The 25,565-nt window shown below is 69.6% G+C and carries 27 protein-coding genes and 1 tRNA gene; 21 read left to right on the top strand and 7 right to left on the bottom strand.

Annotated elements, in window-relative coordinates:
* Positions 1 to 10: 10 nt before the first annotated feature.
* Positions 11 to 1,237, bottom strand: coding sequence for an MFS transporter (locus CGU35_RS10535; RefSeq protein ID WP_100811525.1), 1,227 nt, complete (start codon positions 1,235 to 1,237; stop codon positions 11 to 13).
* Positions 1,234 to 1,746 (bottom strand): RidA family protein, encoded by a 513-nt coding sequence (locus CGU35_RS10530; protein WP_100811524.1) that lies wholly within the window; start codon positions 1,744 to 1,746, stop codon positions 1,234 to 1,236. Before CGU35_RS10530 ends, CGU35_RS10535 begins: the two co-directional genes overlap by 4 nt.
* Before the next feature lie 70 nt (positions 1,747 to 1,816).
* On the opposite strand from CGU35_RS10530, the gene CGU35_RS10525 reads away from it, so the two are divergent.
* The 3 genes from CGU35_RS10525 to CGU35_RS10515 are packed head-to-tail and all read left to right on the top strand — an operon-like array spanning position 1,817 to position 3,759.
* On the top strand, positions 1,817 to 2,317 hold the full coding sequence (locus CGU35_RS10525) for a RidA family protein (RefSeq protein ID WP_100811523.1): 501 nt from the start codon (positions 1,817 to 1,819) through the stop codon (positions 2,315 to 2,317).
* 23 nt (positions 2,318 to 2,340) lie between these two features.
* A complete protein-coding gene (locus CGU35_RS10520) occupies positions 2,341 to 2,844 on the top strand; it encodes a RidA family protein (RefSeq protein WP_157813938.1) in 504 nt (167 codons plus the stop codon).
* A gap of 3 nt (positions 2,845 to 2,847) precedes the next feature.
* Complete coding sequence (locus tag CGU35_RS10515) at positions 2,848 to 3,759, top strand: amidohydrolase family protein (protein WP_100811521.1); 912 nt, start codon at positions 2,848 to 2,850, stop codon at positions 3,757 to 3,759.
* 35 nt (positions 3,760 to 3,794) lie between these two features.
* On the opposite strand, the gene CGU35_RS10510 is transcribed toward CGU35_RS10515, so the two are convergent.
* Positions 3,795 to 4,880, bottom strand: coding sequence for an LLM class flavin-dependent oxidoreductase (locus CGU35_RS10510; protein ID WP_100811520.1), 1,086 nt, complete (start codon positions 4,878 to 4,880; stop codon positions 3,795 to 3,797).
* Positions 4,881 to 4,947: 67 nt separating this feature from the next.
* Between CGU35_RS10510 and CGU35_RS10505 the strand changes: the two genes are divergently transcribed.
* Both CGU35_RS10505 and CGU35_RS10500 read left to right on the top strand, forming a co-directional pair.
* Positions 4,948 to 5,712: an amidohydrolase family protein gene (locus CGU35_RS10505; protein ID WP_100811519.1), complete on the top strand. Its 765-nt coding sequence runs from the start codon at positions 4,948 to 4,950 to the stop codon at positions 5,710 to 5,712.
* Positions 5,709 to 6,152, top strand: a complete 444-nt coding sequence (locus tag CGU35_RS10500) for a cytidine deaminase (RefSeq protein ID WP_100811518.1) — start codon at positions 5,709 to 5,711, stop codon at positions 6,150 to 6,152. The genes CGU35_RS10505 and CGU35_RS10500 overlap by 4 nt, the downstream gene beginning before the upstream one ends.
* A gap of 109 nt (positions 6,153 to 6,261) precedes the next feature.
* Here CGU35_RS10500 and CGU35_RS10495 read toward each other — a convergent pair whose 3' ends face one another.
* Complete coding sequence (locus tag CGU35_RS10495; RefSeq protein ID WP_100811517.1) at positions 6,262 to 6,621, bottom strand: cupin domain-containing protein; 360 nt, start codon at positions 6,619 to 6,621, stop codon at positions 6,262 to 6,264.
* Positions 6,622 to 6,685: 64 nt separating this feature from the next.
* Here CGU35_RS10495 and CGU35_RS10490 point away from each other — a divergent pair, with 64 nt between their 5' ends.
* A complete protein-coding gene (locus CGU35_RS10490) occupies positions 6,686 to 7,735 on the top strand; it encodes a hypothetical protein (RefSeq protein ID WP_198519561.1) in 1,050 nt (349 codons plus the stop codon).
* On the opposite strand, the gene CGU35_RS10485 is transcribed toward CGU35_RS10490, so the two are convergent.
* Positions 7,725 to 9,083 carry an amidohydrolase gene (locus tag CGU35_RS10485; RefSeq protein ID WP_100811516.1) on the bottom strand — a complete coding sequence of 453 codons (1,359 nt, stop codon included), beginning with the start codon at positions 9,081 to 9,083 and terminating at the stop codon, positions 7,725 to 7,727. The two genes, CGU35_RS10490 and CGU35_RS10485, sit on opposite strands and share 11 nt — an antisense overlap.
* A 33-nt stretch (positions 9,084 to 9,116) precedes the next feature.
* Between CGU35_RS10485 and CGU35_RS10480 the strand changes: the two genes are divergently transcribed.
* The 10 genes from CGU35_RS10480 (at position 9,117) to CGU35_RS10435 (ending at position 20,239) form a co-directional block, all read left to right on the top strand.
* The gene (locus tag CGU35_RS10480) at positions 9,117 to 10,064 is read left to right on the top strand and encodes an FAD-dependent oxidoreductase (protein WP_100811515.1); all 948 of its coding nucleotides are present in this window, start codon (positions 9,117 to 9,119) and stop codon (positions 10,062 to 10,064) included.
* Complete coding sequence (locus CGU35_RS10475; protein WP_100811514.1) at positions 10,061 to 12,115, top strand: hydantoinase/oxoprolinase family protein; 2,055 nt, start codon at positions 10,061 to 10,063, stop codon at positions 12,113 to 12,115. Before CGU35_RS10480 ends, CGU35_RS10475 begins: the two co-directional genes overlap by 4 nt.
* Entirely contained in the window at positions 12,112 to 13,743 is a 1,632-nt protein-coding gene (locus CGU35_RS10470; protein WP_157813937.1) for a hydantoinase B/oxoprolinase family protein, read from the top strand. Before CGU35_RS10475 ends, CGU35_RS10470 begins: the two co-directional genes overlap by 4 nt.
* A complete protein-coding gene (locus CGU35_RS10465) occupies positions 13,740 to 14,636 on the top strand; it encodes an N-acyl homoserine lactonase family protein (protein ID WP_100811512.1) in 897 nt (298 codons plus the stop codon). Before CGU35_RS10470 ends, CGU35_RS10465 begins: the two co-directional genes overlap by 4 nt.
* A gap of 98 nt (positions 14,637 to 14,734) precedes the next feature.
* Entirely contained in the window at positions 14,735 to 15,037 is a 303-nt protein-coding gene (locus tag CGU35_RS10460; protein ID WP_100811511.1) for a DUF427 domain-containing protein, read from the top strand.
* A gap of 16 nt (positions 15,038 to 15,053) precedes the next feature.
* Entirely contained in the window at positions 15,054 to 15,878 is an 825-nt protein-coding gene (locus tag CGU35_RS10455; protein WP_100811510.1) for an ABC transporter ATP-binding protein, read from the top strand.
* Positions 15,879 to 15,891: 13 nt separating this feature from the next.
* Positions 15,892 to 16,584, top strand: coding sequence for an ABC transporter permease (locus CGU35_RS10450; RefSeq protein ID WP_100811509.1), 693 nt, complete (start codon positions 15,892 to 15,894; stop codon positions 16,582 to 16,584).
* Entirely contained in the window at positions 16,581 to 17,327 is a 747-nt protein-coding gene (locus tag CGU35_RS10445; RefSeq protein ID WP_100811508.1) for an ABC transporter permease, read from the top strand. The genes CGU35_RS10450 and CGU35_RS10445 overlap by 4 nt, the downstream gene beginning before the upstream one ends.
* Before the next feature lie 88 nt (positions 17,328 to 17,415).
* Entirely contained in the window at positions 17,416 to 18,330 is a 915-nt protein-coding gene (locus CGU35_RS10440) for an ABC transporter substrate-binding protein (RefSeq protein ID WP_100811507.1), read from the top strand.
* Positions 18,331 to 18,436: 106 nt separating this feature from the next.
* Entirely contained in the window at positions 18,437 to 20,239 is a 1,803-nt protein-coding gene (locus tag CGU35_RS10435; RefSeq protein ID WP_100811506.1) for an ABC-F family ATP-binding cassette domain-containing protein, read from the top strand.
* Positions 20,240 to 20,262: 23 nt separating this feature from the next.
* Here the strand turns inward: CGU35_RS10435 and CGU35_RS10430 are convergent, their stop codons facing one another.
* Positions 20,263 to 20,769 carry a hypothetical protein gene (locus tag CGU35_RS10430; RefSeq protein ID WP_100811505.1) on the bottom strand — a complete coding sequence of 169 codons (507 nt, stop codon included), beginning with the start codon at positions 20,767 to 20,769 and terminating at the stop codon, positions 20,263 to 20,265.
* Between the two features lie 73 nt (positions 20,770 to 20,842).
* Positions 20,843 to 21,343 carry a MarR family winged helix-turn-helix transcriptional regulator gene (locus CGU35_RS10425; RefSeq protein ID WP_100811504.1) on the bottom strand — a complete coding sequence of 167 codons (501 nt, stop codon included), beginning with the start codon at positions 21,341 to 21,343 and terminating at the stop codon, positions 20,843 to 20,845.
* A 127-nt stretch (positions 21,344 to 21,470) separates the two neighbouring features.
* On the opposite strand from CGU35_RS10425, the gene CGU35_RS10420 reads away from it, so the two are divergent.
* The 5 genes from CGU35_RS10420 (at position 21,471) to CGU35_RS10400 (ending at position 25,534) form a co-directional block, all read left to right on the top strand.
* A tRNA-Gln gene (locus CGU35_RS10420) sits at positions 21,471 to 21,542 on the top strand.
* 1 nt (position 21,543) lies between these two features.
* Positions 21,544 to 22,986 (top strand): bifunctional UDP-N-acetylglucosamine diphosphorylase/glucosamine-1-phosphate N-acetyltransferase GlmU, encoded by a 1,443-nt coding sequence (glmU, locus tag CGU35_RS10415; RefSeq protein ID WP_100811503.1) that lies wholly within the window; start codon positions 21,544 to 21,546, stop codon positions 22,984 to 22,986.
* Positions 22,961 to 23,995, top strand: coding sequence for a ribose-phosphate diphosphokinase (locus CGU35_RS10410; RefSeq protein WP_100811502.1), 1,035 nt, complete (start codon positions 22,961 to 22,963; stop codon positions 23,993 to 23,995). Before glmU ends, CGU35_RS10410 begins: the two co-directional genes overlap by 26 nt.
* Positions 23,996 to 24,137: 142 nt before the next feature.
* Positions 24,138 to 24,608: an FMN-binding protein gene (locus CGU35_RS10405; RefSeq protein WP_100811501.1), complete on the top strand. Its 471-nt coding sequence runs from the start codon at positions 24,138 to 24,140 to the stop codon at positions 24,606 to 24,608.
* Positions 24,605 to 25,534, top strand: a complete 930-nt coding sequence (locus CGU35_RS10400) for an FAD:protein FMN transferase (protein ID WP_374935759.1) — start codon at positions 24,605 to 24,607, stop codon at positions 25,532 to 25,534. The genes CGU35_RS10405 and CGU35_RS10400 overlap by 4 nt, the downstream gene beginning before the upstream one ends.
* The last annotated feature ends 31 nt before the right edge of the window (positions 25,535 to 25,565 follow it).

The following is a 25,565-nucleotide window of genomic DNA, read 5'->3' as shown; positions in this document are numbered from 1 at the left end:
ACCGTGCGTGTCAGGCTGCCGGGTCGCGGGGCTCTTCGGCGTCGAGCGTCGAGCGCGGTGTCTCGTCGCGGGTGAAGATGGTGACGACGGCCAGCGCCACGAGCTGCAGGCCGGCCACGAGCAGGAACGCCCACATGGACGACGCGAATCCGATGACGAATCCGCCGACGAGCGCCCCGCCGGCGTAGCCGACGCTGGTGAAGCTCGAGAACAGGCCGAGGCCCATGGCGCGGTTCTCGGCGGGCAGACCGCGGGTCGCGAGCATCGTGAGCGAGGGATACAGCGGGGAGAAACCCACCCCCATGAGAGCCGCGCCGGCCGCCGCGACCCAGAAATCCTGGGCGAACGCGAGCGTCGTCAGGCCGGCGAAGAGGGCGCTGAGCGAAATCGCGGTCGAGCGGAGCGGGCCGATGCGGTCGGGCATGGTCGCGAGCACGAGGCGGGCGCCGATCACACTGACGGCGAAGACGCCGAAGACGGATGCGGCGCCCAGCAGGCCCGTGGCGGGAACGCCGACACCCTGCAGGTGGATGATCAAGAAGGCGAGGATGAGGCCCTCGCCGCACCAGGCGGCGGCGGCCACGACCCCGGGCACCCAGACGGCCCGGAAGGCGCCGAGCAGGTTGCGGACGCCGCGGGGCGGGGTGGTGACGTCTCGGGGCGTGATCAGGGTGGGGCGGGGGAGCCCCATGATCAGCGATACCGTGATCACCTCGATGACGGCGCAGACGGCGAACACGGACGCCGGCCCCCACAGCTGGTTGACGAACGTGCCGAGCTGCGGCCCGAGCGCGACGCCCATCCATACGCTCAGCCCGTAGATGCTGAGAGCCTTGCCGCGCTGTCCGGGCGGAGCGAGGGCGACGAGCCAGGCCATGATGAGCGTCATCGCCGCGGAGTTACCGAGTCCGAAGATCAAGCGGCTCGCGCCGGCTGCCCAGAGCTGCGGCACGGTGGCCAGCAGGACCAGCGCGACGACCGCCATGGATCCCCCGACGAGGGCCACGGTGCGATAGCCGCGCCGATCTGCCAACGACCCGGCCAGAGGCATCGCGAGGATCGACGACAGCGCCGCGAGCGCGATGATGAATCCCGACAGTGATGCGCCGCCGCCGAGCACCTCGCCGACGTAGACGGGGATGATCGGGGTGCTCGCGGCGTTGGTCATCGCACCCAGCGCCGAAGCGCCGAAGATCAGCCAGAACGGGACCGTCCGGGTGATGTCCCGCGGGGTCATGCCGGAATGGAAACGGGTGGGGTCGAGTCGGGCGCGCACTCCAGGCTGAGCCACAGTTCGAAGCAGTTGTTGCGCGACAGCGCGGTCGCGCCGATGGATGCCCGGCCCATGGCGCCCGCGACCGGCCCGAACACCTCGATGAAGAGATCGCTCGCCCCGGCCGACACCTCGTGCAGAAGTTCGAATCCCGGCGGGCACAGCACGAAGCACAGGCCGCGCGACAGACTGACCACGTTATCGAGCGAGCCCAGGGCGTAGCGGATCATGCCGAGGGTGTGGACGGCCGTCAGGCGCGCGGCTTCATATCCCTGCTCGATCGTGATGTCGACACCGACGGATCCGGGGTGCAGGCGGTCGCCCGCGCGATTCTCCGGGGTGAGCCCGCTGAGTTCGAGGAGATTCCCGATGCGGTGGAAAGGCTTGAGCGGTCCGTACCGAAGTCCGTACGGGGGGTTCGCATAGTCGGGGATCTGCAGACCCAGTTCTCGAACGCGTGCCTCAGCACCCATCTCACACCATCCCTAGAATGTATCCGATATCAGCTACTATGGATCCATTCTATCGGAACGGAGTCGGCTCATGTCGTGGAGTGCGGAAGCCCGCGTCGCAGAGCTGGGCCTCCAGGTTCCCGACTACGCCGACCCGCCGTACGGCGAACGATATGCGGCGATGAGCGCGTTCCGGCGGTCGGGACGGATCCTCACGCTCGGCAGCATGACCCCGGAGGACCGCTGGGGCGCGCGGGTGCACCCGGGGCGCGTGGGCGTGGACGTCACCCTCGAACAGGGATATGCCGCGGCCCGGTATGCGGCCGTGAACGTCCTGGGTCTCATCCGATATGCCGTCGGCTCGCTCGACGAGGTCACGGGCTTCGTGCGCACCCTGACCTTCGTCGCGGTCGGGGGAGGCTTCACCGACATCAACAAGGTCACCAACGGCGCGGCGGACCTGTGGGTGGAAGTGTTCGGCGACGCGGCCGGACGCTCGACATCCGCCGGCATCGGCGTCACGAGCCTGTCGGGCGGCAACGTCTTCGAGATCACGGCGAGCGTGCAGACCCGCTTGAGCGCCGACGCATGAACAACGAAAGAGCAGGAGACCGGATGTCCTGGAGTGCCGAAGCCCGAGCCGCCGAGCTGGGGCTCGTGATCCCCGATTACGCGAACCCGCCGTACGGCGAGCGCTACGCGACGATGAAGGGTTTTCATCGCACCGGGCGGACGCTCACGATCTCGGGCATGACACCGGAAGACCGTCAGGGCAACAAGGTGTTCCCGGGGCGCGTCGGCGACACCGTCACCCTCGAGCAGGGGTACCAGGCGGCGCGCTACGCGGCGATCAACGTGCTGGGGCTCATCCGCTTCGCGGTCGGCTCGCTCGACGAGGTCACCGCAATCGTGCAGACGCTCGCGTTCGCGGTCGTCACTCCGGAGTTCACCGACGTGAACCTCGTCACCAACGGCGCTACCGACCTGTTCGTCGAGGTCTTCGGCGACCGGGTCGGACGCTCGACCTATGCGGGTATCGGCGTCTCGAGCCTGTCCGGCAACAACGTCTTCGAGATGGTGACCGTCGTCGAGACCCGTACGAGCCCCGAGGGGGAGTAGAGCATGCGAATCGACACCCACCTGCACGCCTACGCCGATGCGGCGGAGGGCGAGCACGACCTGACGACCTACCCGATCGTGGAGTACGGGGACAAGGACGTCGCGTTCGCCGGTGTCGCCGGCACGATCGACGACGCCCTCGACGCCCTCGCCTCGGCGCGCTTCGACTACGCCGCACTACTCGGGAGCTTCGAACTCCCCGATCTGCCGCATCCGGCGGACGATGCGCGGCATTGGCCCGCGCAACCCGCCTACGCGCACCTGCGCGACGAGCTGGTCGCCTACAACCGCTGGCTCTGCGATCAGGGGGCGGCGCACCCCGTGCTGCTGCCGTTCGTCACGGCGAACCCCGCGGTCATGACGTCCGACGAGTCGCGCGAGCACCTGAGTGAGGCTTTCGGATCGTGGGGCGCGCGGGGGATGAAGATCCACCCCATCGCGATCCGCACCTATCCGGACGACCCCGGGATGGAGGGCGTGTACGACGCGCTCGAAGAGGCGGACGCCCCCATCGTCTTCCACGGCGGCCCCGATAAGCGCGGGTACGGATGGTCGGTCCCGAGCGCCTTCGCCGGACTGGCCGAGCGGCGGCCGGGGCTGAAGATCGTGGTCGCACATCTCGGCGGTGCGTCGTGGCGGGACACGGCGACTCTCGCCGCGGCCTACCCGCAGCTCATGTTCGACCTCTCGGAGGTCGTCATCTGGAGCGGCGCCCCGCTCGCGCCGACTCCCGAGCAGATCGTCGCGCTGGTGCGCGAGATCGGTGCGGAGCGCGTCGTGCTCGGGTCGGACTTCCCCTGGTACACGCCGGGCGAGACGGCCCGGATCGTCGAGGAGGACCTGCCGGGTCTCTCGGCGGACGAGCAGGCCCTCGTCCTGGGCGACAACGCCGCCCGGCTGTTGCGCCTGACCTGAGCCTCGCGTCCGTTCGTGGGGACCGCGGTGCCGACTCAGGCCGAGCGCAGGCCTCGCTCGCGCAGGAGCGGCAGGATGTCGGTCTCGAACCGCGCCATGCCCGACTCCCAGAGCGGCCAGCCGAGGAGGCATCCGTCGATCCCGACGTCCGCGAGCCATTCGAGACCGTCCGCCACCTGCGCGGGCGTGCCGATGAGCGGCACGCCGCCGTCGCCCGCGACCCAGTTGAAGCGGCGCGCGGCGGTGGAGTTGTCGCCCGCGACGGCCGCCTCCATGCCCATGATCGTCAGCGCGTTGATCGCCGCGTCGTGCATGCCGTGCTCCTGCGCGTAGTGGTGCAGGAAGTCGCGGGCGTCCTTCTCGGTGTCGCCGTCGACGACATAGCCGAAGGTCCAGACCTCGATCTCGCGCCCGAAGCGCTCCCGTGCCTGGCCTTTGATGTCGGCGACCTGCGCGGCGGCGGCGTCCCGGTCGTCGCGGAGTTTGACGTAGATCACGTCGGAGTTCTGCAGGGCGAAGTCGAGCCCGCGGCCCGACATCGCGGCGTTCATGATGCGCGGGCGCGCGCCGAGCGGCTTGGGCATGGAGAAGAGCCCCTGCAGCTGGAAGTAGTCGCCCGCGACGTCGAATTCGTCCGACTCGGTCCAGAGGCGACGCACGATGTCGATCCACTCGTCCGCCATGTCGTAGCGGGCGTCGTGCTCGAGCAGGTCGCCGCCGAACATCGGCATCTCGGGGCGGTACCAACCTCCGAGCACATTGACCCCGGCCCGACCCCCGGTCACGTGATCGATCGTCGCGAGCTGCTTGGCGGCGATGACGGGATGCACGATCGGCATGGAGACGGTGGCGAAGATCCGGGCGGATTTCGTGACGGCCCCGACGGCGGCGGCCCAGGTGAGGGTCTCGTACGCGTCCGAATGCGGGTTGTGCTCGCCGCCGTAGCCCTTCCATCGCGAGATCGGCACGATCGCTTCGAAGTCCATGGCCTCCGCGGCGAGCGCGAGGTGGCGCACGCGTGACCATTCGGTGGTCAGCGCACCCGGGATCGTGGTGAACGTGATGCCCGGCGCGAGGTTGGTGCCGAAGGTGCCGAGCTGGAGGCGGTTATTGTCTGACATGATTGGATCCCATTATTGCACAAATGGATCCGCACATATGGTGGAACACAACCCGAGGGGGACGTCCATGATCATCGACGCGTACAACACCACCCAGAACGTGCGAGGGCGCTCGGACTACCTCACCGGAGCGCGGCCGGGAGAAGAACCGCCCGTACACGTGCCTTTCGATCCGCAGCGGATCCTTTCGCGGATGGATGCCGCGGGTGTCGACATGGCGATGGTCTGCTCACTTGCGCAGCGCATCGAGAACGATTTCATCATCGAACTGCAGCAGGCGTACCCCGACCGTTTGATCGGGTTCGGCCAGGTCCTGCCTCAGGACGACAACGCTCTTGCCGAAATCGAGCGGATGGCGGCTGCCGGTATCCGCGGTCTGAAGCTGCACCCGAGCATGCACGGGTATCACGTGGCCGATCACGGCCTTCTCGATCCCGTGTTCCGCCTCTGCGCCGAGTTCGGCATGACCGTGCTGATCAATGCCCTCGACGATGCCTTCTGCGCCCCCTTCGCGATCGAGGAGATCGCCAAGGACCACCCTGAGGTGCCGACGATCATCGCCCACATGGGCGCGGTCTGGAACGTTCCCGAGGCCATCATCGTCGCCGAGCGCCGCCCGAACGTGTACCTCGAGACATCTGCGACCCTCCTCGCCGACGTGCGGCGCGCCTATGCCCGCGTGGGCGCCGAGAAGATCGTGATGGGCTCGGAGTGGCCGGGCTCGGACTTCGATCTCGAGCGGATGAAGATCGCCAAGGCGATCGCGGACGACGGTGACCGCGCGCTGATCGAGGGTGGGAATCTCGCCCGCATCCTGCGGATCCCGACATGAGTCGACCGGAACTGAGCGGCCGGCCCGCGGGCATGGGGGAGTCAGACGCCGAACTGCTCTCGGCCGCGCGCGATCTCCTCGGACGGGTCTACCTGGCCGGGCGGCACGAGGTCGCGACGGCGTTCCGGATGTCCGACGGCGCGATCCTCACGGGGGTGCACGTCGACGGGACCGCGCGCCGCAGCACCGTGTGCGCCGAAGGCGTGGCCTCCGGCGCGGCGATCGCCCATGCCGCGGGACGCGACGTCGGGGTCGTCGCGCTGGTGAGCGTGCTGCGGCGCCCGGTCGGCACCGAGCACCTGATCGACCCGTGCGGGGTGTGCGCGGAGCTGCTGAGCGACTACTGGCCGGATGCGCGCGTGTGGGTCACGGAGGGCGATGACGCCCGGGCCGTGCCGGTTCGCGACCTGGTGCCGTTCAAGAAGGTGCGCGAGAGCTGAGTCGGGTCGGTACGGCGTCTCGCTGCGCTCACTCGACGGTCGGGACGTTCTCGGCCATGGACCGAGGAGCGCGGCGACGAGTCGAAATGGCGCTTCCGCAGCAGTCGGCTTATTTGTAGACCACGTACAGCTTGCGGAGCTTCTCGGTGACGGTCCACACGCCCGTCCACCCGATGGGGAAGTATGCGGCGTCGCCGGGCGTCAGGTCGACGGGATCCTCGCCGTCGCGCTGCACCGTCATGGCGCCCGACACGACGTGGATGATCTCGCCGCGGGTCAGGAACTCCCAGCGCGATGTGCCCGGCTCGCATTCCCAGATACCCGAGATGACGGTCTTGTCGTCGTTCATGAACACGACCTTCGACCTCGTCGTGATCGGGCCCGACAGGGGCTCGGCGCTCGGCGGTGCGAGAGGCTTCTCGTCGAGGTCTGCGGGGGCGATGTCGAGGGGGCGCGTCACGAGGGTCATGATTGGATCCTAAGTGCGTAAGAATGGATCCGCAATCGTCGGTGAACAATCGCGGTCAACAGCCGTGGTGGAGAAGAGGGTGCTCGTGATCGAAACCGTGCTCGGCCCCGTGCCCGCAGAGAACCTGGGCCCGACGTCCTTCCACGACCACCTGCTGAGCGACGCGGCCACCCTCCGTCGTGACGGCGCGGTGCCGCGCCCCGACAGCGATCGCGTGGGTCCGGAGACACGCGGGTACCTGCACACCAACATGCTCGCGCTGGCCGACAACCTGCGGCTCGACGATCCCGACCTGGCGGTCAACGAGCTCGAGGCCGCCGTCGCCGCGGGACAGCGCGCGGTGGTCGATCCGACGTCGTGGGGATTGGGGCCGAATCACGCGGGCTTGCCGGACATCGCCCGTCGCACCGGCATGACGATCGTCCGCGGGTACGGCGACTATGTGATCCGCACCCTCCCGGCCGAGAGGCTGGATCTCGGTGAGGACGGCTGGGAGCGCGACTTCCTCGGCGCACTGCGCGATCGTGTGCCGGGGGCCGACTACCGGGCGGGGATGCTCGGAATCCTCGGCACGACGGGCGATCTGCCGCCGGTGGAGCGGGCTCTGTTGCGTGCCGCGGCGCGCGCGTCCGCCCGCATGGGCGCATCCGTGAGCGTGCGTCTCGATCCCGACCGGGTGCGTGGGATCGAGGTGCTCGAGATCTTCGCTGCAGAAGGTCTGTCGGCGGATCGCGTCGTGTTCACGAACGCGGACGAGTATCCCGATGCCGCTGTGTGGGACGAGCTCGTCGGCGCGGGCGCGGTGCTGGAGATGTGCTTCGGCACCGAGGACTCTCACGGCGACCGCGTCGTGAACATGACGGACGCAGATCGACTGGACTACTTCGTCGCGTTCTGCGCCACGCATCCGGGATCGCGACACGTGCTGGGTCAGTCGGTGTGGACCAAGACCCAACTGAGCGCGTACGGAGGGCGCGGCTACGGGCATCTCTTCGGCGAGATCGTCCCCGCGCTGCGGGCGGCCGGCATGGCGGCCGAGCGGATCGACGCGATGCTCGTGGACGAGCCGCGTCGCCTGCTCGACCGGCCCGCGGGGGACCGGCTCAGGCGCTGAAGACGGCGCGACCGCCCACGACGGTGCGCAGGACGGATGCATCGAGCAACGCGTCGTCCTCGCACGTCAGCGGGTCGACCGACACCTCGGCCCAGTCGGCGAGCATGCCGGGCGCGAGCGCGCCGCGCCGATCCGCGAAAGCGGCATACGCAGCGTCGATCGTGCAGCCGCGCAGTGCCTCTTCCGGGCTCAGCCGCTGGTCCGCGCCGAGCGGTTCGGCGATGTCGCGGCTGCGCCGCGTGCGGGTGAACCACATGACGCGCAGGGGATCGAAGGGGAAGTACGGACCGTCCGAGCCGAGGGCGACGCGCACACCCCCGTCGATCCACCCGCGCAGCGGGTTCGCGTCCGCCGCCGCCGCGCCGAGCGTCTCGACGAGCCACCTGCCGCTCTTCCACTGGATCGCGGGTTGCGACGACACGAGCACGCCGAGCCGCGCCGCGCGCGCGATCGTCTCGGCGGAGGGTTCGAGGTAGGCATGAATCAGACGGAAGCGGAGGTCCGCGATCGGGGTGCGCTCGTCCACGCGCTCGAAGGCGTCGAGGGCGAGACGCATGGCGCCGCCGCCGATCGCGTGCACGCCGAGTGCCCAGCCGTGCTCGGCGCAGAACGCCGCGATGCGCTCGAGGTCGTCCATCGCGATCGCCTGCACGCCGTGGTCGTCCGTCCCCGGCCAGGGCTCCTCGCGCAGCGCCTGCCGTCGGCGTCCCTCACCATCGGCGTAGACCTTCAACGCTCCGAAGGCGAGCGTGTCGTCGCCGAACCCGGTACCGACACCCAGTCCACCCACCGCTGCCATGACCTCGTCCGGAGTCGTGAGATGGTCGCGCAAGCCCTCGAAGTACGGCATGCACGTCACCCGCATCGTCAGCTCGCCGGCTCGGTGGGCAGCTTGGTAGGTCGACATCTGTTCGGCCGTCGCCCAGGGATCGGCGATCCCGGTGATGCCGAGCGCGTGCAGCAGCGGCTGGACGCGTCGGAGCCCGTCCCGCCTTTCCGCGACCGACGGTGCGCCGTCCGGCCAGTCCGGATCGAGCGCCGTGTCGGCCATTGCGCGCTGGAACTCGTCGGCGTCGGGATCGCGGTCGGGGAACTGATCGGCCAGTTTGATGCCCGCTCGCTGCAGGTAGAAGTGCGAGTCGATGAATCCGGGCACGACGGTGCCGCGGGCCGCGATGACGGGGGAGTCGTCGGGGCTCGCGGCGAGGACGTCGTCGAGGTCGCCCGTCTCGGCGATCCGCCCGTCCACCACCCGCAGGGCCCGTGCGCGCGGGCGACCGGGGTCGAGCGTGATGATGTCGCCAGTGAGGACGAATGAGGACGCCGAGATCTGCGATGTTGGATCCATGTATCCTACTTTAGGATCCAAACGGGAGGCGAGATGCGCGATGTCACGGTCATCGGCGCGGGAATCATCGGACTGACCGCCGCCCTCACGCTCGCGGAGCGCGGGCACGCGGTGCGCGTCGTCGCCCGCGAGATCGCGGAGGGCACGGCGTCCGCCGCCGCAGCGTCGCTGTGGTCCGCCCCCCTGGTCGAACGGACCGAGCGGGCGCGCCGCTGGGCATATCTCACCCTGGCGCGACTGCGCGTCGATGCGCTCGACGAGACGGCGGGCGTGCGGGATCAACTCGCTCTGGCCGCCGGCATCGTGGCCGGACCGCCCGATCCCTGGATGCGTGCCTTCGCCCCTCCGTTGCGCGCGGCGGCACCCGGCGAGTTGCCTCCCGGTACCGCGGCGGGGACGCTCTCCGTCATGCCGCTCATCGACACGGCGGCCTACTTGCCGTGGCTTCGCGCGCGCTGTGCGGTCGCGGGCATTGCGCTGGAGCACGGCACCGTGACGTCGCTCGCCGGCTTCGCCCGTCCCGGCGATGCTGTCGTGGTCGCGGTGGGGGCGGGTGCGGCCGCGCTCGTAGGGGACGACACGCTCCGTCCCGTTCGCGGACAGGTCGTGCACCTCTCGAATCCCGGTCTCACGCGCACGCTGGTCATCCGCGACGGCGAGTTCGGTCCGCTCTTCGTGGTTCCGCGGGCAGCGGACGTCGTGGTCGGTGGGCCCGCGCAGGACGGGGTCTGGGAGCCCGAGGCCGACGCCGCGCTCGAGCAGGACCTGTTGCGCCGCGCGCGCGCCGTCGAACCCCGTCTCGAAGATGCCGCCGTGCTCGGTCGCGCGGTCGGTCACCGCCCGGTCCGCGACACCGTCCGCGTGGAACGCGAGGATGTCGGCGGGGCGCGGTTCGTGCACTGCTACGGCCATGGCGGTGCCGGCGTCACCCTGTCGTGGGGCTGCGCGGCCGACGTCGCCGATCTGGTGGGGGCGGCATGAGTAGGCACGTCATCGCGGTCGACATCGGCGGGACGCACACCGACGCCGCCCTTCTCACCGCGGACGGTCGCCTGCACGTCCGGAAGGTGCGCTCGACGCCGGCGGACCCGGGTGTCGCCATGGTCACCGCCGTCGAGGCTCTCGTCGACGCCGCGGCGATCCGTCTCGATGAGGTCGCCGCGGTCGTGCACGGCACGACGGTCGCCACGAACGCCGTGATCGAGGGTGACTTCGCCCGAGTCGGGCTGGTCGTGACGGAAGGGTTCGAGGACATCCTCGACATCGGTACGCAGCAGCGTCCGGATCTGTACGACCCGTGGCGCGCGAAGGGCACCGGAATCGTTCCCCGCGACCGCGTGTACGGTGTGCGCGAGCGCACCGGCGCCGACGGTGCCGTCGTCGATCCGCTGGACGAGGACGGCGTGCGTCGCATCGCGGGCGAGCTGCTCGGCACGGTCGATGCGGTCGCGATCGTGTTCCTCTTCTCGTTCGCCGATCCGACCCACGAGCGCCGGGCGGCCGAAATCCTGCGCGACGCGCTCCCCGGCATCCCGGTGACGCTCTCGAGCGCGGTCGCCCCCGAGTTCCGCGAGTACCCGCGCGCGGCCACGACGGTGCTCAACGCGGCGCTGCTGCCCCGCACGGGCGGGTACATCGCGCGCCTCGACGACAGGCTCCGGTCGCTCGGATTCGGCGGCGCCTTCCAGCTCATGACCTCGAGCGGCGGTGTCATCCCCGCATCCGTCGCCCGCGACCTGCCGGTGAGCCTGCTCGTGTCGGGCCCGGCCGCGGGGGCGGTCGCGGCGGCCGAACTCGGACGACGACTCGGGATCGACGACCTCGTGATGCTGGATGTCGGGGGCACGAGCGCCGATGTCGCGCTCGTGCAGGCGGGCGCGCTGCGGCGCCGCTACCGCGGGGACGTGGCGGGGATGCCGGTCGCGCTGCCCCAGATCGACGTGCTGCCGATCGGAGCGGGCGGCGGGTCGATCGCTCGAGCGGACGCGTACGGATCGCTCGCCGTCGGACCCGAGAGCGCGGGCGCGGATCCCGGGCCCGCGGCATACGGCACGGGCGAGCGTGCGACCGTGACCGACGCCCATCTGGTTCTCGGCTCGCTCGATCCGGCGGGTCTGCTGGGGGGAGCGCTGCCCCTCGATCCCGAGCGGGCGCGCACCGCTATCGGGATCGACGTCGCCGAGCCCCTCGGCATCGATGTCGAGACGGCGGCCGGCGCCCTCATCCGCATCGCGAACGGACGGATGGCCGAGGCCCTGCGTATGGTCACCGTCGTCCGCGGCGTGGACGTCCGTTCGTGCGCCCTCATGGCGTTCGGCGGTGCCGGCCCGTTGCATGCCGTCGCGATCGCCGATGAGCTCGACATCACGCGGGTGGTCGTGCCGCGGTACCCGGGTCTGACATCGGCGCTGGGTCTGCTCATGGGCGATGCGCGATACGAACTGGGCCGGACGTTCGTCGCGCCCCTGCGCGGTCTCGATCATGACCGAGTCGACGCGCTCATCCGCGAGCTCGCCGCCGAGGCCGCAGCGGCGCTCGGCGTCGATGATGCTTCCACGGGGGATGCCGGACCGACGATCAGCCTCGATCTGGACCTGCGCTACGCGGGTCAGGCGTACGAACTCACCGTTCCCGTTGCAGATGCAGCAGCATTCCACGCAGCCGACGTGGACCGGGTCGAAGAGAGCTTCCACGTCGCCCACGACGCGATGTACGGGCATTCCTGGCGCGGGGCGAGCGTCGAGCTCGTGACCATCCGGGTGCGCGCGGGCCTGCCGCGTATCGCCGTCGACTGGCAGGGCAGCGATGACCGGGGCGATGGGTCGAAGCGGGAGCGTGCCGGGCGAGACGCCGCGGGAGCCGAGGTCGCTTACGCGGTCGTCGATCGGGCCGGCGTGGCCGAGGGGATGCGGGGACCCGCGATCGTGACCCAGGTCGACACGACCACCCTGATCCCCGCGGGATGGTACGTCGAGCGCACCTCGGGCGTCGCCATGGTCCTCACCAACATGGTGCTCGCGAAGGAGGCATGATGCGCGTCACGGATCCCGCCACGCGAGAGTTGCTGTGGCACGGTTTCCAATCCGTCGTCGACGAGATGGCGCTCATCCTGCAGCGCAGCTCGTTCTCACCGATGATCCGCGAGATGCTCGATTTCTCGTGCGGCTTCCTCGACGCCGACGGACGTCTCGTGGCCGATTCGTGCCTGATCCCGGCGCAGGCGGGCACGCTCGAGTTCGCGCTCGCCGGGGTTCTGGCCCGTACCGGGCCGCTCGCCGAGGGGGACGTCGTCGTGACGAACGACCCCTACTCGGGCGCGACCCATCTACCGGACGTCGAGCTGTTCGTGCCCGTCTTCGTCGGCGACGACCTGCTGGGTTATGTCGCGACGGTGGCCCACCACGTCGACATCGGCGGGATCGCCGCGCGCAACAGGGGAACCGTCCCGGGCCAGAAGACCGCCTCTCGTGACCTGTACGAGGAGGGTCTGCAACTCCCGCCCGTGCGCCTGTACCAGGGAGGTGCGCGCAACGAGGCCCTCTGGGACGTGCTGCTGCGGAACGTCCGCGATCCCGACTCGGTCGCCGGCGACGTGGCGGCCCAGTTGTCCGCGTGCCGCCGCGGCGTCGAGCGCGTGCGGGAGCTCGCGGGGCGGCACGGGGCGTCGACCGTGCAGCAGGCGATCGACGATCTCATCGACGACACCTCGGCGCGAGCAGGTGCCCTGATCGCTTCGTGGCCCGACCGCACCGTGACGGTCGCCGGGTTCCTGGACGGAGATGGGCTGCACTACGACACGCCCCTGCGGGTGCAGGCGGATGTCTCGGTGAGCGGTGATCGTCTGATCGTCGACCTCTCGGGGTCGTCCGAGCAGACCACCGGGACGTTCAACGTGCCCTGGTCGAGCACCTACTCCGGCCTCTACTACGCGCTAAGGTGCTTTCTCGGCACCGGCATCCGGCAGAACCACGGCTATATGCGCCACATCCAGGCCATCGCGCCCGAGGGGTCGCTGTTCAACCCGCGTCGGCCCGCGGCCGTGGTCTCACGTCACATGCCCGTTCAGGTGCTCACCGACACGGTGTTCCGCGCCCTGGGCGAGCTGCTGCCCGACCAGGCGGTCGCCGCGAGCCACGTGTCGTTCCCCGTTCTGCTCATGCGCGGGGTGGATCCGCGCACCGGCGCCGAGAAGACCCTGATGGACACCGTCGGCGGCGGGGGCGGGGCACGCTTCGGGTTGCCCGGCGACGACGGCATCGATTCCTACACCTCGAACTGCGCGCTCATCTCGGCCGAGGTCATCGAGATCGAATACCCCTGGCGCATCCGGGCGAGCGAGCTCGTCCGCGGCAGCGGGGGTGCCGGGCGATGGCGCGGCGGGCGTGCGGTGCGCCGTGACTACGAGCTGCTCGCCGAAACGGCGAGCGGCCGGGTCGCGTGCGAACAGCGCACTCCGGCGCATGCCGCGCAGGGCATCGCGGGCGGTGGGCCCGGAGCGCCCGCGTCGGTCGCGGTCCGTCGGGGCGCGGAGCCGTGGCGTGAGGTCGGAGTCGAAGAGTCGTCGATCACCCTCGTGCGCGGCGATGTCGTGCGCATGACGGCGGCGGGCGGCGGCGGGTACGGTGAGGCCGAGACGACCGGGCGAGAGGGAACGATGTGACCGATACATCCGAGCCGGGCGCGCCGACGTCCGGGGCGAAGACGCCGTCGGCTCCCCAGCGCGCTCCCGCGCCCATCGCGTGGGCGGATGCCGCGCCCCTGGCGCTCGCCGGACGTCCGCGGCGCGTCATTCCCTTGGTCGTGGGATTCGAGGTCATCGCCGAGGCCATCTCGGTCGCCGGTGGCAGCAGCTTCCGGCATCTGATGGAGCCGGTGACCGCGGCGGCGGTCGTCTTCGACGAGGGATGGGTGCTGGTCGACGGGGGTTTCGATCCCGCGCGCATCCGGCATCGCTCGCTGCGCGTCACGAGCTTCGATTACGAGAACTACGCCCCGGTCGTGCCCGCGGGCGACCCGCTCGTCGACCAGGTCGCCGCAGCGGGCCTCGCGTGGTCCGACCTCGCCGCGGCCGCCGTCTCGCACGCGCATTTCGACCACACGGGCGCGGGACGGATGCTGCGGCCCGATCAGCCTCTCCTCATCCAGCGCCGGGAGTGGGAGCACGCGCTCGCGGTCACGCAGCCGCGCGCGCACTTCCTCTTCCTCGACGACCTGGTGCGGTCCAACGTCCAGCCCGTCCTGCTCGACGGCGACACGCGTATCGCCGAGGGCTTCGACGCGCTCGACACCGCGGGGCACACGCCCGGCCACCAGTCCTTCTCGATCGACCTGGAGGAGCGGACCATCGTCCTGGCCTGCGACGCGGCCGACCTGCGGGTCAACATCGAGAAGATCATCCCGTGCGGTTCCACGGCTGGTCCCGACGCGGCGCGCCAGGCCGAGGCATCCATCCGCCGCCTGCACGAGCTCGACGCGCTGCCCGACACCGAGGTGTGGCCCGGCCACGACCCCGAGTGGGGCCCGTGGCGCGAGGTCATCGACGCCCAGTCCTGACCTGCCCCTCTATCCGGATCCGCCGGGGTTTCGCAAGCCCGGCCCCCGTGTCTGCGGGGGCCGCTAGGCTCGGACGCACCGCTCTCCGAGGAGGAACGATGCGCGCAGTCGTGGGCGACCTGGTGGTCGCAGAAGCACCCGAAGAAGACCTCGTCCGGATCGAGGGGAACTGGTATTTCCCGCGGTCCAGCCTCACCGAGGGGCTGCTGGTCGAGAGCCCCACCCCCTACACCTGCCCGTGGAAGGGCGCCGCGCAGTACTGGCACCTCCAGACGGACGACGGAATGATCGAGGACGTGGCGTGGAGCTACCCCGATCTGTACGACGGTGCCGTCGAGCGTGTTGGTCGCGACTTCGCAGGCCACGTCGCCTTCGGGAAGGATGTCTCGGTCGTCCCGTGACGGCTGAGCCCCGACGATGATCGAGTTCCGCTCGGTCTCCAAGGAGTATCCGGACGGCACCGTGGCCGTCGATGACTTCTCGCTGACCCTGCCCGCCCACCAGACGACCGTGCTCGTGGGATCGTCCGGCTGCGGCAAGACGACCCTGCTGCGGATGATCAACCGGATGGTCGAGCCGACCGGTGGGTCGATCGTCATCGACGACGAGGACATCCGTTCGCGAGACGCCGTGCAGCTGCGGCGCAGCATCGGCTACGTCATGCAGAACTCCGGCCTCTTGCCGCACTTCTCGGTCATCGACAACATCGCCACGGTGCCGGTTCTGCAGGGGACTCCCCGCAAGCAGGCGCGCGAGCGTGCACGAGAACTCATGGACACGGTCGGGCTCGATCGCGCCATGGCCGACCGCTACCCGAGTCAGCTCTCGGGTGGCCAGCAGCAACGCGTCGGTGTGGCCCGCGGATTGGCCGCCGATCCGAACATCCTGCTGATGGACGAGCCCTTCGGCGCGGTCGATCCGATCGTGCGCGCGGAGTTGCAGGAAGAGCTGCTGCGCCTCCAGCGTGAGATCGGCAAGACGATCGTGTTCGTCACCCACGACATCGACGAGGCGTTCCTGCTCGGCGACCAGGTCGTGATCCTCGAGAAGGGGGCAGCGGTCGCACAGGTCGGCAGTCCCGACTCGATCATGGAGTCTCCCGCGAACGACTTCGTGGCGAGCTTCATCGGCGCAGACAAGGGCAAGCGGGCGCTCCGTCTCAAGCAGACCGATCACGGCACGGTGGTGATCGACGCCGAAGGCCGCACGCAGGGCGCGCTCGTGGATCGGACGATGACGTGAATCGGGCGCTGACGTGAACTGGGTCGGCGACAACCTCGACCTGATCGCCGAGCTCACGCTCCTGCACCTGCGTCAGAGCGTCATCGCGATCGTGGTCGGCTTCTTGCTGGCGGTGCCGCTGGGCTGGGTGGCCTTCCGATACAAGCTCCTGCGGAGCGGCCTCATCACGGTCGTCGGACTGCTCTACACGATTCCTTCGCTCGCGCTGCTCATGCTGCTGCCCGCGGTGTTCGGGTATCGAGCGACGAGCCCGACGAACCTCATCATCGCGCTGACCATCTACGCGATCGCGATCATGGTCCGTTCGGTGTCGGACGGCCTGCAGTCGGTCGATCCGGCTCTCCGTCAGGCATCCACGGCCCTCGGGTACGGTTCGTTCCGCCGGTTCTGGGCGGTCGAATTCCCGCTCGCGGGCCCCGTCATCCTCGCGGGTCTCCGAGTGACGGCCGTGAGCACGATCTCTCTGGCCACCGTGGGGATCCTCATCGGCGTCGAGAACCTCGGCTATCTCTTCACCAACGGGTTGCAGCGGCGGATCATCCCCGAGGTGCTCGCGGGTGTGGTGGCGGTCGTGGTCATCGCGCTGATCCTGGACTACCTGCTCGTGCTCGCGGGTCGTGCCCTCATGCCGTGGGCCCGCAAGCCCAGCCGACGCGCCGAGCGTCGCGCCCGCCGGGCGCAGGCCGCGACGGAGGTCACGGCATGAACCTGATCGTGGAAGCCTTCGCGTGGATGCTCGCGCCCGAGCGCTGGTCGGGCCCGATGGGAATCCCCGTCGCTCTCGCGCAGCACCTCGGGTTCACCTTCCTCTCGGTGCTGATCGCCGCCGCCGTCGCGGTTCCTCTCGGCTGGATCATCGGACACACCGGCAGGGGACGAGAGATCGCCGTGGCGATCTCCGGTGCGGCGCGCGCCATCCCGTCGTTCGGTCTGCTCGTGCTGCTGGTGCTCGTCATGGGGGTGCTCCAGACTCCGGCCGCCGCGGTGATCACGTTCGTCTTGCTGGGGATCCCGTCGATCCTCGCGGGCGCGTACACCGGGTTCGAGGCCATCGATCGTCGGGTCGTGGACGCGGGGCGGGCGATGGGCATGACGGAATGGCAGATCCTGTGGCGCGTCGAGGTGCCGCTCGGGCTCCCCCTGCTCGTCTCGGGCCTGCGCGCCGCGACGCTGCAGATCGTCGCGACCGTCACGATCGCGGCCTACGTCGGCCTGGGCGGGCTCGGGCAGTACATCATCCAGGGAATCAACCTCAATCGGTTCAACCAGGTGCTCGCGGGCGCGATCCTCGTCGCGGCCCTCGCCCTGGTGCTCGACGGAATCTTCGCGATCGCCGAACGGCTTGTCGTGCCGCGCGGGGTGAAGGCCGGGCTCGTGAGCGGATCGGGCGCCCGGGGGCGCAAGCGTGGCGCGCGCGTGTCGACCTCACCGAGGGTCTCCGCCGCCTGACCGGGGGGACACCGATCCGGAGCAGACCGAACACCCACCCAGATCACCAGACCCAGCACAGATCCATCACAGAGAGAAGGACAGCACCATGCTCACAGCGAAGAACAGGCTCGCGCTCGGCGCGGCCGTCGCCGCCACCGCAGCGCTCGTGCTCGCGGGGTGCTCCTCGAGCAACCCGCTTGAGGAGGACACCGCCGGCGGCGGGCCCGCCGCCGGCGACACGATCGTCGTCGGTTCGCAGGCGTACTACTCCAACGAGATCATCGCCGAGATCTACGCTCAGGCGCTCGAGGGCGCCGGGTTCGAGGTCGAGCGTCAGTTCAACATCGGCCAGCGTGACGCCTACATGCCCGAGATCGAGTCCGGCGCCATCACGCTCTTCCCCGAGTACAGCGGAAACCTGCTGCAGTACTTCGACGAAGGGACCGAGGCTCGCACGTCCGAGGACGTCTACGCCGCCCTGCAGGAGGCACTGCCCGACAATCTCACGGTTCTCGATCAGGCCGAGGCGAGCGATCAGGATTCGTACACCGTCACCGCGGCTTTCGCCGATGAGAACGGCCTGACGTCGATCGCCGACTTGGCAAACGTCACCGTTCCGCTCACGCTGGGTGGCCCGCCCGAGCTCGCCGAGCGTCCGTATGGCCCGACCGGCCTCGCCGACGTCTACGGCGTCGAGGTGACCTTCTCGCCCACGGGTGACACCACGGTCGAGAACCTCGTCGCCGGGACCGTCAACGTCGCGAACGTCTTCACCGCCGACCCGCGCATCCAGACCCAGGACCTCGTCGTGCTCGAGGACCCCGACGGCCTGTTTCTCGCGTCCAACGTCGTCCCCGTCGTGAACGCGGATGTCGCTGACGAGATCGCGGACGTCATCAACGCCGTCAGCGCGGCCCTCACGGCGGACGCCCTGGTGGCGTTGAACGTCCAGAGCACGGAAGACGAGATGTCGCAGGACGACATCGCGGCGCAGTTCCTCGAGGAGAACGGCCTCGTCTGAGGTTTGACGGGACCTTCCGCAGCACGAGGCGCCCGGCGGCATACACCCCGGGCGCCTCGTGCTTTCTGCGAGCGCGTTCATCCGGGTCGCATAGCCTAGAGCGGATATGGCTCATCTTCTCGGGGCTGAGGCCCTGCACCTCGAATTTCCCACCAAAGTCGTCTTCGACTCGATCTCGCTCGGCGTGAACGAGGGCGACCGCATCGGTATCGTCGGCCGGAACGGCGACGGCAAGTCGAGCCTGCTCGCCATGCTCGCCGGGCGTCTCGAGCCCGACGGCGGGCGGGTCACGGTGCGCGGGGGCGTGCGGATCGGCGTGCTCGACCAGGGCGACACCCTCGACGATGACGAGACCATCGGTGGCGCGGTCATCGGCGACACTCCCGAGCACGAGTGGGCGGGCGATCCGCTCGTCCGCGACGTCGTCTCGGGGCTGCTGGGCGACCTGCCGTGGGAAGCCAAGCTGGGCGCCCTCTCGGGTGGTCAGCGCCGCCGCGTCGCGCTGGCGCGCCTGCTCGCCGGGGACTGGGACATCCTGGCCCTCGACGAACCCACGAACCACCTCGATGTCGAGGCCATCGCCTGGCTCGCCGAACATCTGAAGCGACGGTGGGCTCCGAACTCCGGCGGGCTGCTCGTCGTGACCCACGACCGGTGGTTCCTGGATGAGGTCTGCAACACGACCTGGGAGGTGCACGACCGCATCGTCGAACCCTTCGAGGGCGGCTATGCCGCGTACATCCTGCAGCGGGTCGAGCGCGACCGCCAGGCGGCGACGATCGAGGCGCGTCGTCAGAATCTCGCCCGCAAGGAGCTGGCGTGGCTGCGTCGGGGGGCGCCGGCTCGCTCCACCAAGCCCAAGTTCCGCATCGATGCCGCCAACGAACTCATCGCCGACGTGCCCGAGATTCGCGACCGCGTTTCGTTGCAGTCGCTCGCGGTGACGCGGCTCGGCAAGGACGTGGTCGACCTGCTCGACGCATCCGTCGCCTATGACGGGGTGCCCGTTCTGAACGACGTGGAATGGCGCATCGCGCCGGGCGAACGCACCGGAATTCTGGGTGTGAACGGCGCCGGCAAATCGACGCTGCTCGGGCTGGTCGCGGGGACGCTCGAGCCCACGACAGGCCGGGTGAAGCGCGGGAAGACCGTGAAGGTCGCGACCCTCACACAGCAGATGGATTCGCTCGAGCCGTACCTCGCCGACCCCGTCCGGGTCGTGATCTCGGGATTGCGGACGAGCTACACGATCGGTACGGGCTCGAAGGCGCAGGACCTCACCCCGGGTCAACTGCTCGAGCGGATGGGCTTCGCATCCGAGCAGCTCTCGACGCCGGTCAAGGATCTTTCGGGCGGCCAGAAGCGCCGCCTCCAACTCCTGCTCATCTTGCTCGACCAGCCGAACGTGCTCATCCTCGACGAGCCCACGAACGACCTCGACACCGACATGCTCGCGGCGATCGAGGACCTGCTCGACTCGTGGGCGGGCACGCTCATCGTCGTCAGCCACGACCGGTACTTCCTCGAGCGCGTCACCGATCAGCAGTACGCGATCCTCGACACGCGGCTGCGCCACCTGCCGGGCGGCGTCGAAGAGTATCTGCGCCGTCGACGTGAGCAGCAGAAGGCCGGCGGTGCGCAGGCGGCATCCGCCGCCGTGGGGACGAAAGCCGCGGCCGCGGGGCTCAGCGGAGGTGAGCTGCGCACCGCACAGAAGGAACTCGCGGCGATCGAACGTCGGATCGCGAAAGTCGATGCCGAGATCACGGCGAAGCGCACGGCCCTCGCCGACCACGATCAGGCGGACTTCGTCGGGCTCGGGGCGAAGATGACGGCTATCGGGCAGCTCGAGGCCGAGAACGTCAGTCTCGAGGAGCGATGGCTGGAGCTCTCGGAGCAGCTCGAGTAGTCGAACCGCGGGCAGCTCCCGCGTCAGTGCACGGCGTAGTTCAGGATCATGATCGCCAAGCCGAGGATGGCTGTGCCGACCGCCCCGATGATCCGCACGACGTGCCCCGCGCCGCGGCGCTCATAGGCCGAGTAGCCGAGCACACCGAGCACGATGGTGGCGACGAGCAGGGCGAGGCCGACCGAGTCATCCGCATCCATCCGCGTCGTCGCGCCCGCGATCAACACGATCGTCGAGGGGATCGCGGCGTACAACATCCCCGCAGACTCGCGCACCCCGCCCTCGAGCGCGTGCCAGAAACCATGCTCGCCGTGGTCGCTCAGCGTGTGCGCGAAGACGTGGGCGATGAAGAAGATGATCAGGGAGAACAACGAGACGATCAGCACTTCGAGGCTGTCGGTGGATTCGTCCGAGACGCCCGCGATGAGGGCGGAGTACAGGATCAGCCCGTAGACGGCGGATGGGCCCCCGAAGACCCGGCGGAGCCATCCACGAAGGCCGGTCTCGTCCGATCGGGTTGCGTTCGTCATAGCGGTCTCTCTTCGATCGATCCGGTCGGTCGGGATGATGGGCGCCGCGCCCGAGTCGACGGCTGCGGCCGTGTCATCCGGCGTCGAATCCCAGGCTCAGTTTGCGAAGCAATCCTGCCAGTCGTTCGCGGTCGGAGCGCGACAGTTCCGAGAGCAGATGTGATTCGGCATCGACCAAGCGGGTGATGGCGGCGTCGACGCGCGTCCGTCCCTCGTCGGTGAGCGTCACGAGCACGCTCCGCCCGTCGCCGGGATCGGCCTCGCGACGCACCAGTCGTCGGCCGACGAGGCGGTCGATGCGGTTCGTCATCGTGCCGCTCGAGACGAGCGTCTGCTGCAGGAGTTGCTTGGGGCTGAGCTGGAACGGCTCGCCGGCGCGGCGCAGGGCTGACAGGACGTCCCATTCCCACGAGACGAGCTCGCTCCGCCCGAATGCGGCGCGGCGTGCGCGGTCGAGATGGCGGGACAGCCGGTCGACGCGAGAGAGCACCTCGAGCGGCGAGAAGTCGAGGTCGGGACGCTGCGCGGTCCACGCGGCGACGATCCGGTCGACTTCGTCGCTCTCGCGTGGCATCCCCCCATCATGGCATCGGGCGTCGTTTCGTCTCGCCTGCGGCTCGCGGGGCGATCGGGCGCGATGAAACGCCGGAGGTCCGCGCCGGGCTCTGGCAGACTTGAGGGGCGATCCACGGTGGTCGCGGTCCGCCGTGGTGTAACGGCAGCACGACAGCCTTTGGAGCTGTTAGGTCTAGGTTCGAATCCTGGCGGCGGAGCATGACTGATCAGAATCTCGCCATCGTCGTCCTCGCCGCGGGTCAGGGCACGCGGATGCGATCGCGAACGCCCAAGGTTCTGCACCGCATCGGCGGCAGGTCGCTGCTGCAGCACGTGCTCGACACGGCGGGCGCGCTCGACCCCGATCGGCTGCTCGTCGTCGTGCGGCACGAGCGCGATCTGATCGCGGACGCGGTTCAGGATGTCGCGCCCGAGGCGATCGTCGTGGATCAGGACGAGATCCCGGGCACCGGTCGCGCCGTGCAGGTTGCGCTCGAGCATCTGACGGAGTTCGGCGGCGACATCCTGATCCTGAGTGCGGACGTGCCGCTGCTCGACGCCGAAACCCTCGCCGAACTCGTCGCCGGGCACCGCGCGGCGGACGCGGCGGTCACGCTGCTGAGCGCCCGTGTCGAAGACCCGACGGGGTATGGCCGCGTCATCCGCGCGGCAGACGGCGCCGTCACCGGCATCGTCGAGCAGCGGGATGCTTCGCCCGACGAGCGCGCGATCGCCGAGATCAACGCCGGGGTATACATCTTTCAGTCCACCCCGCTGCGGCGAGAGATCGTCGCGCTCCGCGACGAGAACGCGCAGGGCGAGCGGTACCTGACCGACGTCGTCGCGCTCTTCCACACGGCCGGGATGACGATCGGTGCCACGCTCGCGCCCGACCCGGCGGCCGCACTCGGCATCAACGATCGTGTGCAGCTCTCGGCGGCCGCCGCTGAGCTCAACGCCCGCACGGTGCGCCGCTGGCAGCTCGAGGGCGTCACCGTTCAGGACCCCGCCACGACGTGGATCGATGTGACGGCATCGCTCGCGCCCGACGTGACGGTGCTGCCGAACACGCATATCCTGCGCGCCACGAGCATCGCCGAGGGTGCCATCATCGGCCCCGACACGAGCCTTGTGGACTGCGAGGTGGGCGAGGACGCCACCGTCACGCGCACCGACGCGACGCTCGCCGTGATCGGCGCGCGCGCGACCGTCGGCCCCTTCGCGTACCTGCGGCCCGGCACCTACCTGGGCGCACGCGGGAAGATCGGCACGTTCGTCGAGACGAAGAACACCCGCATCGGCGACGGCAGCAAGGTGCCCCACCTGTCCTACCTGGGCGATGCCGAGGTCGGCGTGGGCGCCAATGTCGGCGCGGGGACGATCATCGCCAACTACGACGGCGTCGAGAAGCACCGCACGCAGGTCGGCGACCACGTGCGTACCGGCGCACACAACGTGTTCGTCGCGCCCGTTAGAATCGGGGACGGGGCCTATACCGGTGCCGGTACGGTCGTGCGGAAGGACGTTCCGCCGGGCGCGCTCGCACTGACCGTGGCCTCGCAACGCAACGTCGAGGGCTGGGTCGTACGCAACCGACCCGGCACTGCCGCGGCTCAGGCCGCAGAGAAGGCCCCCAATGGCTCGCAAGAAGAAGACGGTTGACCTCGATCGCGATCTGGACATCGCGCCCGGACTCGTCGCCAAGACGAAGAAGCGGCTGGTCGTCGTCTCGGGACGCTCCGCACCCGACCTCGCCAACGAGGTCGCCGAGGCTCTCGGGATCCAGCTCGCGCCGACCGAGCACCGCACGTTCGCGAGCGGCGAGATCTACACGCGCTTCGAGGTCTCGATCCGCGGCTGTGACGTCTTCGTCATCCAGTCGTTCGGACACCCCGTCAACGAGTGGCTCATGGAGCTGCTCATCATGCTCGATGCCCTGAAGCGCGCCTCCGCCAAGCGCATCACGGTGGTCGCGCCGTACTACCCGTACTCGCGCCAGGACAAGAAGGGCCGTGGGCGCGAGCCGATCAGCGCGCGCCTGATCGCCGACCTGCTGCGCACGGCGGGTGCCGACCGTGTGATGAGCGTCGATCTGCACGCCGCGCAGATCCAGGGCTTCTTCGACGGTCCCGTCGACCACCTCTTCGCCAAGCCCGTCCTGCTGGAGTATTTCCAGCGGACGCTTTCACCGGAAGACCGGGCAAAGCTGACCGTCGTCTCGCCCGACATGGGTCGCGTGCGCGTCGCCGACACCTGGTCCGACAGCCTCGGGGCGCCGCTGGCGATCATCCACAAACGCCGCGACCCGAAGGTCGCCAACACGGTCACCGTGCACGAGATCGTCGGTGACGTCGAGGGGCGCGTCTGCCTGATCGTCGACGACATGATCGACACCGGTGGCACGATCGTGAAGGCCGCGCAGGCTCTCAAGGCCGCGGGTGCCGAGCGCGTCATCGTCGCGGCGACCCACGCGGTCTTCAGCGATCCCGCGTCCGAGCGCCTGCAGGACGTCGCCATCGACGAGGTCGTCGTCACCGACACGATTCCGCTCTCCGAGAGCCGCCGCTTCCCGGGCCTGACCATCCTGCCGATCGCGCCGATGCTCGCGCGCGCTATCCACGAAGTGTTCGAGGATGGCTCGGTCACGAGCATGTTCGACGGCGCGGCCTGATCCGCAGGGCATCCGGCTACCGAATCACCCGCTGGTTGCTCCGAGATAGTTCATAGGAAGCTCGACCAGTATCGGGGAAGCGGCGTTCGACACCCGGCTCATCGGGCTGTGGACCCCGGTCCATCCCCGAAGGAGTCCCCAGATGATCCGCGATACCCTCGCCCCCCGCCCGCTTCGTATCGGCGTCGCCCTGGTCGGCGTTGCCGGAACCCTCGCGCTCGCCGGATGCAGCACCGCGGCAACCGGGGCGACGGACGCGGCCAGCACCGGCTCGTCGTCCTCGCAGCAGTCCTCGGGCACCTCGACGGCAGCCGCGACGTACAAGGATGGCACCTACACGGCGGCGGGTTCGTACCAGACTCCCGAAACCGTCGAGAAGATCGAGGTCACGATCACTCTCGCCGATGACGTCGTCACCGCCGTCGAGGTGAAGGGTGACCCCCAGGCATCCGAGTCGAAGCGGTACCAGTCCGAGTTCATCGGCGGTATCACCGGCGAAGTCGTGGGAAAGAACATCAACGAGCTCTCGGTCGACCGGGTCGCCGGCTCGTCGCTGACGAGTGGCGGTTTCAACAAAGCGCTCGACGAGATCAAGGTCGAAGCGGCAGGCTGACCGTGTCCCCGCTGGCGCGCTCCCCGGGGCAGCTCCCGGCGACGTGGGAGTTCGACGCGATCGGCACGCGCTGGCGTGTCGATACGGTCGATGACCTGTCCGCGGATGCTCGCGCGGCCGTGGATCGGGTCATCGGAGAGTTCGACGCCGCGTGGTCGCGCTTCCGCTCCGACTCGCTCGTCTCGCTGCTCGCGCGCGGTGGGGGGCCCGTACCCGTTCCGTCCGACGCCGCGGCGATGTTCGAGGCGTTCGAAGAGCTCTCGCTCGCGACATCCGGTGCCGTCAACCCGCTCGTCGGGGCGTCGCTCGAGCGCCTGGGTTACGACGCGGAGTACTCGCTCCGGGCCGCGGAGCCGCTCGCGGCGCCCGGAGACTGGTCCGCCCGCGTGCGGTGGCGCGATGCGCGCCTGGCGCTCGATGCGCCCGGCACGATCGACGTCGGAGCGCTGGGGAAGGGCCGACTCGTCGACATCGTGGCGCGCACGCTCGAGCCCTGGACCGACGGCCGCGTCGTGGTCGATGCGAGCGGCGACCTGCTCGTGACCGGCGTTACACAGCGCATCGCGCTGGAGCATCCGTTCGATGCCGCGCGCGCGATCGGCGTGTGGTCGGTCACCGATGCGGCGCTCTGCGCGTCGGCCGCGAATCGACGCGCGTGGGGCGACGGCTTGCACCACGTGCTCGACGCCCGCACCGGCGTGCCCGTGCGGACCGTCGCGGCGACGTGGGTCGTCGCCGACACGACGATGCGGGCGGATGCGCTGGCCACCGCCCTCTTCTTCGACGGCGGTGACGCGCTCGCACGTCGCTGGGGGGCCGAGTGGGTGCGGATGCTGACCGATGGGCGCGTGGAGTGGTCGAACGGATGCTCCGCCGAACTGTTCACGAGCGCCGCTAGCCTGCGAGACCGACCCACGGGCGCCTGACCTGACCTGACCTGACCTGATCTGATCCGTC

The organism is Microbacterium sp. BR1, assembly GCF_002812725.1.
Lineage (GTDB): Bacteria > Actinomycetota > Actinomycetes > Actinomycetales > Microbacteriaceae > Microbacterium.
Note: the sequence above shows the minus strand (reverse complement) of the source record. Positions and strands in the feature narration are given on the sequence as shown.

Excerpts from the sequence above, each read along its gene's own strand:
- CGU35_RS10495 (WP_100811517.1), bottom strand. The coding sequence starts at position 6,621 with ATGACCCTCGTGACGCGCCCCCTCGACATCGCCCCCGCAGACCTCGAC.
- glmU (WP_100811503.1), top strand. The coding sequence starts at position 21,544 with ATGACTGATCAGAATCTCGCCATCGTCGTCCTCGCCGCGGGTCAGGGC.
- CGU35_RS10430 (WP_100811505.1), bottom strand. The coding sequence starts at position 20,769 with ATGACGAACGCAACCCGATCGGACGAGACCGGCCTTCGTGGATGGCTC.
- CGU35_RS10455 (WP_100811510.1), top strand. The coding sequence starts at position 15,054 with ATGATCGAGTTCCGCTCGGTCTCCAAGGAGTATCCGGACGGCACCGTG.
- CGU35_RS10510 (WP_100811520.1), bottom strand. The coding sequence starts at position 4,880 with ATGTCAGACAATAACCGCCTCCAGCTCGGCACCTTCGGCACCAACCTC.
- CGU35_RS10515 (WP_100811521.1), top strand. The coding sequence starts at position 2,848 with ATGCGAATCGACACCCACCTGCACGCCTACGCCGATGCGGCGGAGGGC.
- CGU35_RS10520 (WP_157813938.1), top strand. The coding sequence starts at position 2,341 with ATGTCCTGGAGTGCCGAAGCCCGAGCCGCCGAGCTGGGGCTCGTGATC.
- CGU35_RS10505 (WP_100811519.1), top strand. The coding sequence starts at position 4,948 with ATGATCATCGACGCGTACAACACCACCCAGAACGTGCGAGGGCGCTCG.
- CGU35_RS10460 (WP_100811511.1), top strand. The coding sequence starts at position 14,735 with ATGCGCGCAGTCGTGGGCGACCTGGTGGTCGCAGAAGCACCCGAAGAA.
- CGU35_RS10525 (WP_100811523.1), top strand. The coding sequence starts at position 1,817 with ATGTCGTGGAGTGCGGAAGCCCGCGTCGCAGAGCTGGGCCTCCAGGTT.
- CGU35_RS10445 (WP_100811508.1), top strand. The coding sequence starts at position 16,581 with ATGAACCTGATCGTGGAAGCCTTCGCGTGGATGCTCGCGCCCGAGCGC.
- CGU35_RS10530 (WP_100811524.1), bottom strand. The coding sequence starts at position 1,746 with ATGGGTGCTGAGGCACGCGTTCGAGAACTGGGTCTGCAGATCCCCGAC.
- CGU35_RS10470 (WP_157813937.1), top strand. The coding sequence starts at position 12,112 with ATGATGCGCGTCACGGATCCCGCCACGCGAGAGTTGCTGTGGCACGGT.
- CGU35_RS10440 (WP_100811507.1), top strand. The coding sequence starts at position 17,416 with ATGCTCACAGCGAAGAACAGGCTCGCGCTCGGCGCGGCCGTCGCCGCC.
- CGU35_RS10480 (WP_100811515.1), top strand. The coding sequence starts at position 9,117 with ATGCGCGATGTCACGGTCATCGGCGCGGGAATCATCGGACTGACCGCC.
- CGU35_RS10405 (WP_100811501.1), top strand. The coding sequence starts at position 24,138 with ATGATCCGCGATACCCTCGCCCCCCGCCCGCTTCGTATCGGCGTCGCC.
- CGU35_RS10475 (WP_100811514.1), top strand. The coding sequence starts at position 10,061 with ATGAGTAGGCACGTCATCGCGGTCGACATCGGCGGGACGCACACCGAC.
- CGU35_RS10435 (WP_100811506.1), top strand. The coding sequence starts at position 18,437 with ATGGCTCATCTTCTCGGGGCTGAGGCCCTGCACCTCGAATTTCCCACC.
- CGU35_RS10425 (WP_100811504.1), bottom strand. The coding sequence starts at position 21,343 with ATGCCACGCGAGAGCGACGAAGTCGACCGGATCGTCGCCGCGTGGACC.
- CGU35_RS10500 (WP_100811518.1), top strand. The coding sequence starts at position 5,709 with ATGAGTCGACCGGAACTGAGCGGCCGGCCCGCGGGCATGGGGGAGTCA.
- CGU35_RS10485 (WP_100811516.1), bottom strand. The coding sequence starts at position 9,083 with ATGGATCCAACATCGCAGATCTCGGCGTCCTCATTCGTCCTCACTGGC.
- CGU35_RS10535 (WP_100811525.1), bottom strand. The coding sequence starts at position 1,237 with ATGACCCCGCGGGACATCACCCGGACGGTCCCGTTCTGGCTGATCTTC.
- CGU35_RS10410 (WP_100811502.1), top strand. The coding sequence starts at position 22,961 with ATGGCTCGCAAGAAGAAGACGGTTGACCTCGATCGCGATCTGGACATC.